This window comes from Skermanella sp. (genome assembly GCF_059503625.1).
Window position 1 is genome coordinate 1 of the sequence record NZ_JCACHA010001174.1, and the last position, 4,892, is coordinate 4,892.

Annotated in this window: 4 protein-coding genes; 3 read left to right on the top strand and 1 reads right to left on the bottom strand. The window is 65.2% G+C overall.

Translation table 11 applies throughout. From position 1 onward, the window contains the following. Positions 1 to 81 precede the first annotated feature (81 nt). Positions 82 to 930, bottom strand: a complete 849-nt coding sequence (gene fabI, locus AC5JJ6_RS41480) for an enoyl-ACP reductase FabI (protein ID WP_496047661.1) — start codon at positions 928 to 930, stop codon at positions 82 to 84. Between the two features lie 167 nt (positions 931 to 1,097). Between fabI and AC5JJ6_RS41485 the strand changes: the two genes are divergently transcribed. The 3 genes from AC5JJ6_RS41485 to AC5JJ6_RS41495 form a co-directional block, all read left to right on the top strand. Then, on the top strand, positions 1,098 to 2,417 hold the full coding sequence (locus AC5JJ6_RS41485; protein WP_496047662.1) for a YihY family inner membrane protein: 1,320 nt from the start codon (positions 1,098 to 1,100) through the stop codon (positions 2,415 to 2,417). A gap of 162 nt (positions 2,418 to 2,579) precedes the next feature. Continuing rightward, complete coding sequence (locus AC5JJ6_RS41490) at positions 2,580 to 3,041, top strand: (2Fe-2S)-binding protein (protein WP_496047663.1); 462 nt, start codon at positions 2,580 to 2,582, stop codon at positions 3,039 to 3,041. Positions 3,042 to 3,044: 3 nt separating this feature from the next. After that, positions 3,045 to 4,892, top strand: a 1,848-nt coding sequence (locus AC5JJ6_RS41495) for a xanthine dehydrogenase family protein molybdopterin-binding subunit (RefSeq protein WP_496047664.1), incomplete at its 3' end; no start/stop codon positions are given.

Consider the following 4,892-nt stretch of genomic DNA (forward strand, 5'->3'; position numbering starts at 1 on the left):
ACGGCGCCGATCGCTGGACCGTGGCTCTCGCCCCAGGTGGTGAACCGGAACGCCGTGCCGAAGCTGTTGCCCGCCATGATATCAGTCCTTGGCCGCGCTGCCGGTGAGACCCTGGAGAAGCTGCGCCGTCGCCGCCGCCGAATCGACCGCGACCATGCCGACGGTATGGTAGCCGGCGTCGACGTGATGGACTTCGCCGGTGACTCCGCTGCCCAAATCGCTAAGCAGATAGAGGGCGGAACCGCCGACCTCGCCGATCGTGACGTTGCGCCGGAGCGGTGCGTTGTACTCGTTCCACTTCAGGATATAGCGGAAGTCGCCGATGCCGCTGGCCGCCAGCGTCTTGATCGGACCAGCCGAAATGGCGTTGACCCGGATATTCTGGGGACCCAGGTCGGTCGCGAGGTAGCGCACGCTTGCCTCCAGCGCCGCTTTTGCTACACCCATCACGTTATAATGGGGCATAACGCGTTCGGCCCCGTAGTATGACAGGGTGATCATGCTGCCGCCGTCCTTCATCAGCGGGACGGCCCGCTGGCAGCAGGCGGTGAACGAGTAGCATGAAATATCCATCGTACGCGCGAAGTTGGCGCGCGACGTGTTGAGATACATGCCGTCCAGTTCGTTCTTGTCCGAGAAGGCGATTGCATGAACCAGAAAGTCGAGTTTGCCCCACTGGTCTTCGATGGCCTTGAAGGTGGCGTCGAGGCTCGCTTCGTCGGTTACGTCGCAGGGGACGACGATCTGGGACTTGACCGACTCCGCCAGCGGCTTGACCCTCTTCGCGAGGGCGTCTCCCTGGTAGGTGAAGGCCAGTTCGGCGCCGTGCGCCGCGAGCGCACTGGCGATACCCCAGGCGATCGACCGGTCGTTGGCCACGCCCATGACCAGACCACGCTTGCCGGCCATGAGTTGAGAGGATGTAGACATCGAGGCCTCGTTGATGTGCTGTCGGCGCTTGGAATCGGCCGGCATCGTACACGAAAGAAAAAATGGATCAAAGGCGGGATGGGTGACGGCGGGATGAGCGGTAACCCGGATTGCTTTTTCCCAGCTACAACCCCATGCGGGCCGCGTCAACTCCGGGAGCGTCCGTAATGGATTTCCGAATCTCCCATCTGCCGGACCAGCTTCAATCTGTCCCGAAGCGGCTGCGCGATTTCGCCAGCTTCATGGAATACCTGTTCAAGCGCTATTTCGCCGACGACTGCCTGACCACCTCGGCAGCCCTGACCTATACCTCGCTACTGGCGGTGGTACCGCTGATGACCATCGGCTTCGCGATCTTCCGGGCCTTCCCGGCCTACGAGATGCTTCAGCAGCAGGCCCAGACGCTGATCCTGCGCAACCTGGTGCCGGAAGTCGGCGACGCCATCCAGGACACGATCATCCAGTTTGCCGGAAACGCCGGCCAGCTCACGGCATTCGGCATCGTCGGTCTGGCGATCACGTCCGTCATGCTGTTCTGGACGATCGAAGGTTCGTTCAGCGCGATCTGGCGTGTTTCCGAGCCGCGTTCGCTCATCACCCGCCTGCTGGCCTTCTGGGCGATCCTGACCCTGACGCCGCTGCTGTTCGGCGCTAGTCTGTCGTTCTCCAGCTACTTGCTGGCGGTCTTCCAGCTCAACCCGGAAGCCGACACGTTCCGCGCATGGCGGCTGATGCTGCCGGGCGCGTTCGAGTGGCTGGCGTTCACCCTGATCTACCTGCTGATCCCGAACCGGGCCGTGCGCTGGCAGGACGCCGTGATCGGGGCGCTGACCGCATCGGTGCTGCTGGAGTTCTCGAAATACGGGTTCGGCTGGTACATCACCCAGTTCCCCGCTTACCGGACCATCTACGGCGCGCTGTCGAGTATCCCGATATTCCTGCTGTGGCTATATATCGCATGGTCCACGGTGCTGATCGGGGCCGAAGTCGCGGCGGCCCTGCCGGAATGGCGGGCTGGGAAGATCTCGCGGATCGGGCCGGAAGGACTGCTGCCGGCCCAGCGGGTCGCGGTCGCTTTGGCGATCCTGGCCGAGCTGCTCCGTGCCAGCCATCTCGGCGTCGGAATGCGGCGGCATACCCTGATCGGCCGCGTTCCCGTGGGTGGGGCCATCATCGACGGCATGCTGGAGCAGATGCGCGGGAGCCACTGGGTCGCCCGCACCAGCCAAGGCGCCTGGGTCGCGACGCGCGATCTCAGTTCGTCCACCCTGTACGACCTTCTGAAGGGGCTGGGCATCGGGCTTCGCGGGACCGTTCGGGGATTGGTCGCTCTGGAAGCCCCCTGGCAGGAGCGCTGCGCCAAGCTGCTGGAAGCGGCCGACGAAGCGGAACGCGATCTCCTCTGCATCCCGATCAAGGACCTGCTGTGTCCGCCCCACGAGGCATCCGACTTCATCCACTTCGGCCGGAGGCGTGCCGGCGAATAAACGAGGGGGCGCAGCCGCTCCCAGGTTCGCGGAACCGGCTATTCCGTGGCCAACGCCGCAATCCGTTATCACCCCTGACGTGATCGTGCAGTGACGGAGCGCACTGCCGGCGATCGAAAGCTTTCGTAAACGACGATTGCAAATCGAGGCAGGGAGAGAGCAATGGCGGTTTCATTCGTTTTGAACGGGAGACCGGTCAGACTGGACGTGGACCCGGAAATGCCGCTGCTGTGGGCGGTCCGGGAATTCGCTGGCTTGACCGGAACGAAGTTCGGGTGCGGCGCTGCCCAATGCGGCGCCTGCACCGTGCATCTGGAGGGCCAGCCGGTGCGCTCGTGCTCGACGCCCGTCGGCAGCGTCGAGGGGCAGACGGTCACGACCATTGAAGGGATATCCGGCAAGGCGGCGGCCGCGGTCCAGGCCGCTTGGCAGCGGATCGAAGTTCCCCAATGCGGCTATTGCCAGTCCGGCCAGATCATGTCGGCGGTGGCCCTGCTTGAACAGACGCCGAAGCCTACCGACGAAGACATCAACTCCGCCATGAGCGGAAACATCTGCCGGTGCGCGACCTATGTCCGCATCCGGTCCGCCATCCATGCCGCCGCCACCACGATGGAGGGCTGAGCCATGCTGAAGAACTTCGCCAAGGACCCAAGACCGAGCCGGCGCCGGTTTCTCCAGGGAAGCGCCGCGGCGGCAGCCGGTCTGACGGTCGGTTTCCGCTGGAATGGCGGGATGCCCAAATTCGCTTCCGCCGCCTATGCCGCCGACGGCGCCCTGGCTGCCAACGCCTTCGTGCGGATCGGGGCGGACAACACGGTGACCGTACTGTCCAAGCACCTGGAAATGGGGCAGGGAGTCCATACCGGATTGGCGACCATCGTCGCCGAGGAACTTGATGCCGACTGGGCGCAGGTCCGCGTCGAAGGCGCTCCGGCCGACGCGTCGCTCTACAACAATCTGCAGTTCGGTCCCGTACAAGGGACCGGCGGAAGTTCGTCCATCGCTAATTCCTACGATCAGCTTCGGAAAGCCGGTGCCACGGCGAGGGCTTTGCTGGTCGAGGCGGCGGCGAAGGACTGGGGTGTCGACCGCGCCGGGATTACGGTCGAGAAGGGCGTCGTCTCCCATGCCGCTTCCGGGCGGAGCGCCACGTTCGGAGAGTTGGCGGGCAAGGCCGCCGGCCTGCCGGTGCCGGCGGACGTCACCTTGAAGGACCCGAGCCGGTTCACGCTGATCGGAACGTCGGTCCCGCGCGTCGATGCCAAGTCCAAGACCGACGGCACCGCACAGTTCGCCCTGGACGTTCGCCTGCCGGGGATGCTGACGGCGGTCGTCGCCCGGCCGCCGGTGTTCGGCGCCAGGGTCAAGTCGGTGGATGCGGCCCCGGCCAAGGCGGTCAAGGGCGTGGTCGAGGTCGTGCAGGTGCCGTCCGGCGTCGCGGTGGTCGCGACGAACTTCTGGGCCGCTGCCAAGGGGCGCGAAGCGCTGAACGTTCAGTGGGACGATGCCGGGGCGGAAACCCGTGGCACGGCCGAGATCATGTCGGAGTACAAGGCGCTGGCGGAAAAGCCGGGCATGCCTGCCCGCAGCCAGGGCGATGCGGCGAAAGCGCTGGCCGGGGCCGCGAAGACCATCACCGCTGCCTTCGAATTTCCCTATCTTGCCCACGCTCCGATGGAGCCGCTCGACTGCGTCGTCCGGCTTGACGGCAACCGCTGCGAGATCTGGGCGGGCGACCAGTTCCAGACCATCGATCAGGGCAATGCCGCCGCAGCAGCGGGGCTGAAGCCGGATCAGGTGCAGATCCACACGCTGATGGCAGGCGGCAGCTTCGGCCGTCGCGCCAACACCGTGTCGGACTATATCGTGGAGGCGGTCCAGGTCGCCAAGGCGCTGGACCGGGGGACGCCGGTCAAGCTGGTCTGGACGCGGGAAGACGATATCCGGGGTGGCCGTTACCGGCCGATGTACTATCACACCCTGACCGCCGGACTGGATGCGCAAGGCAGGCCGGTGGCTTGGCAGCACCGCATCGTCGGACAATCCATCATCGGCGGAACACCGTTCGAACCGGTCATGGTCAAGGACGGGGTGGACGGGACATCGGTCGAAGGCGCCGCGAATCTGCCCTACGACATTCCGAACCTTGCGGTAGACCTCCACACCACGAAGGTCGGCGTGCCGGTGCTGTGGTGGAGGGCGGTCGGCAGCACCCATACCGCCTATTCCACCGAAGTCTTCATCGACGAACTGGCCCATGCCGCCGGCAAGGACCCGGTGGAGTTTCGCCGAGCCCTGCTGTCCCATCATCCGCGTCACAAGGCCGTGCTGGAGTTGGCGGCCGAAAAAGCGGGATGGGGAACCAAGCTTCCGGAGGGGAAGGCGCGCGGCGTCGCGGTGCACGAGTCCTTCTCGACCTTCGTAGCGCAGGTGGCCGAGATCACGATGCAGCCGGATGGATCGGTCAAGGTG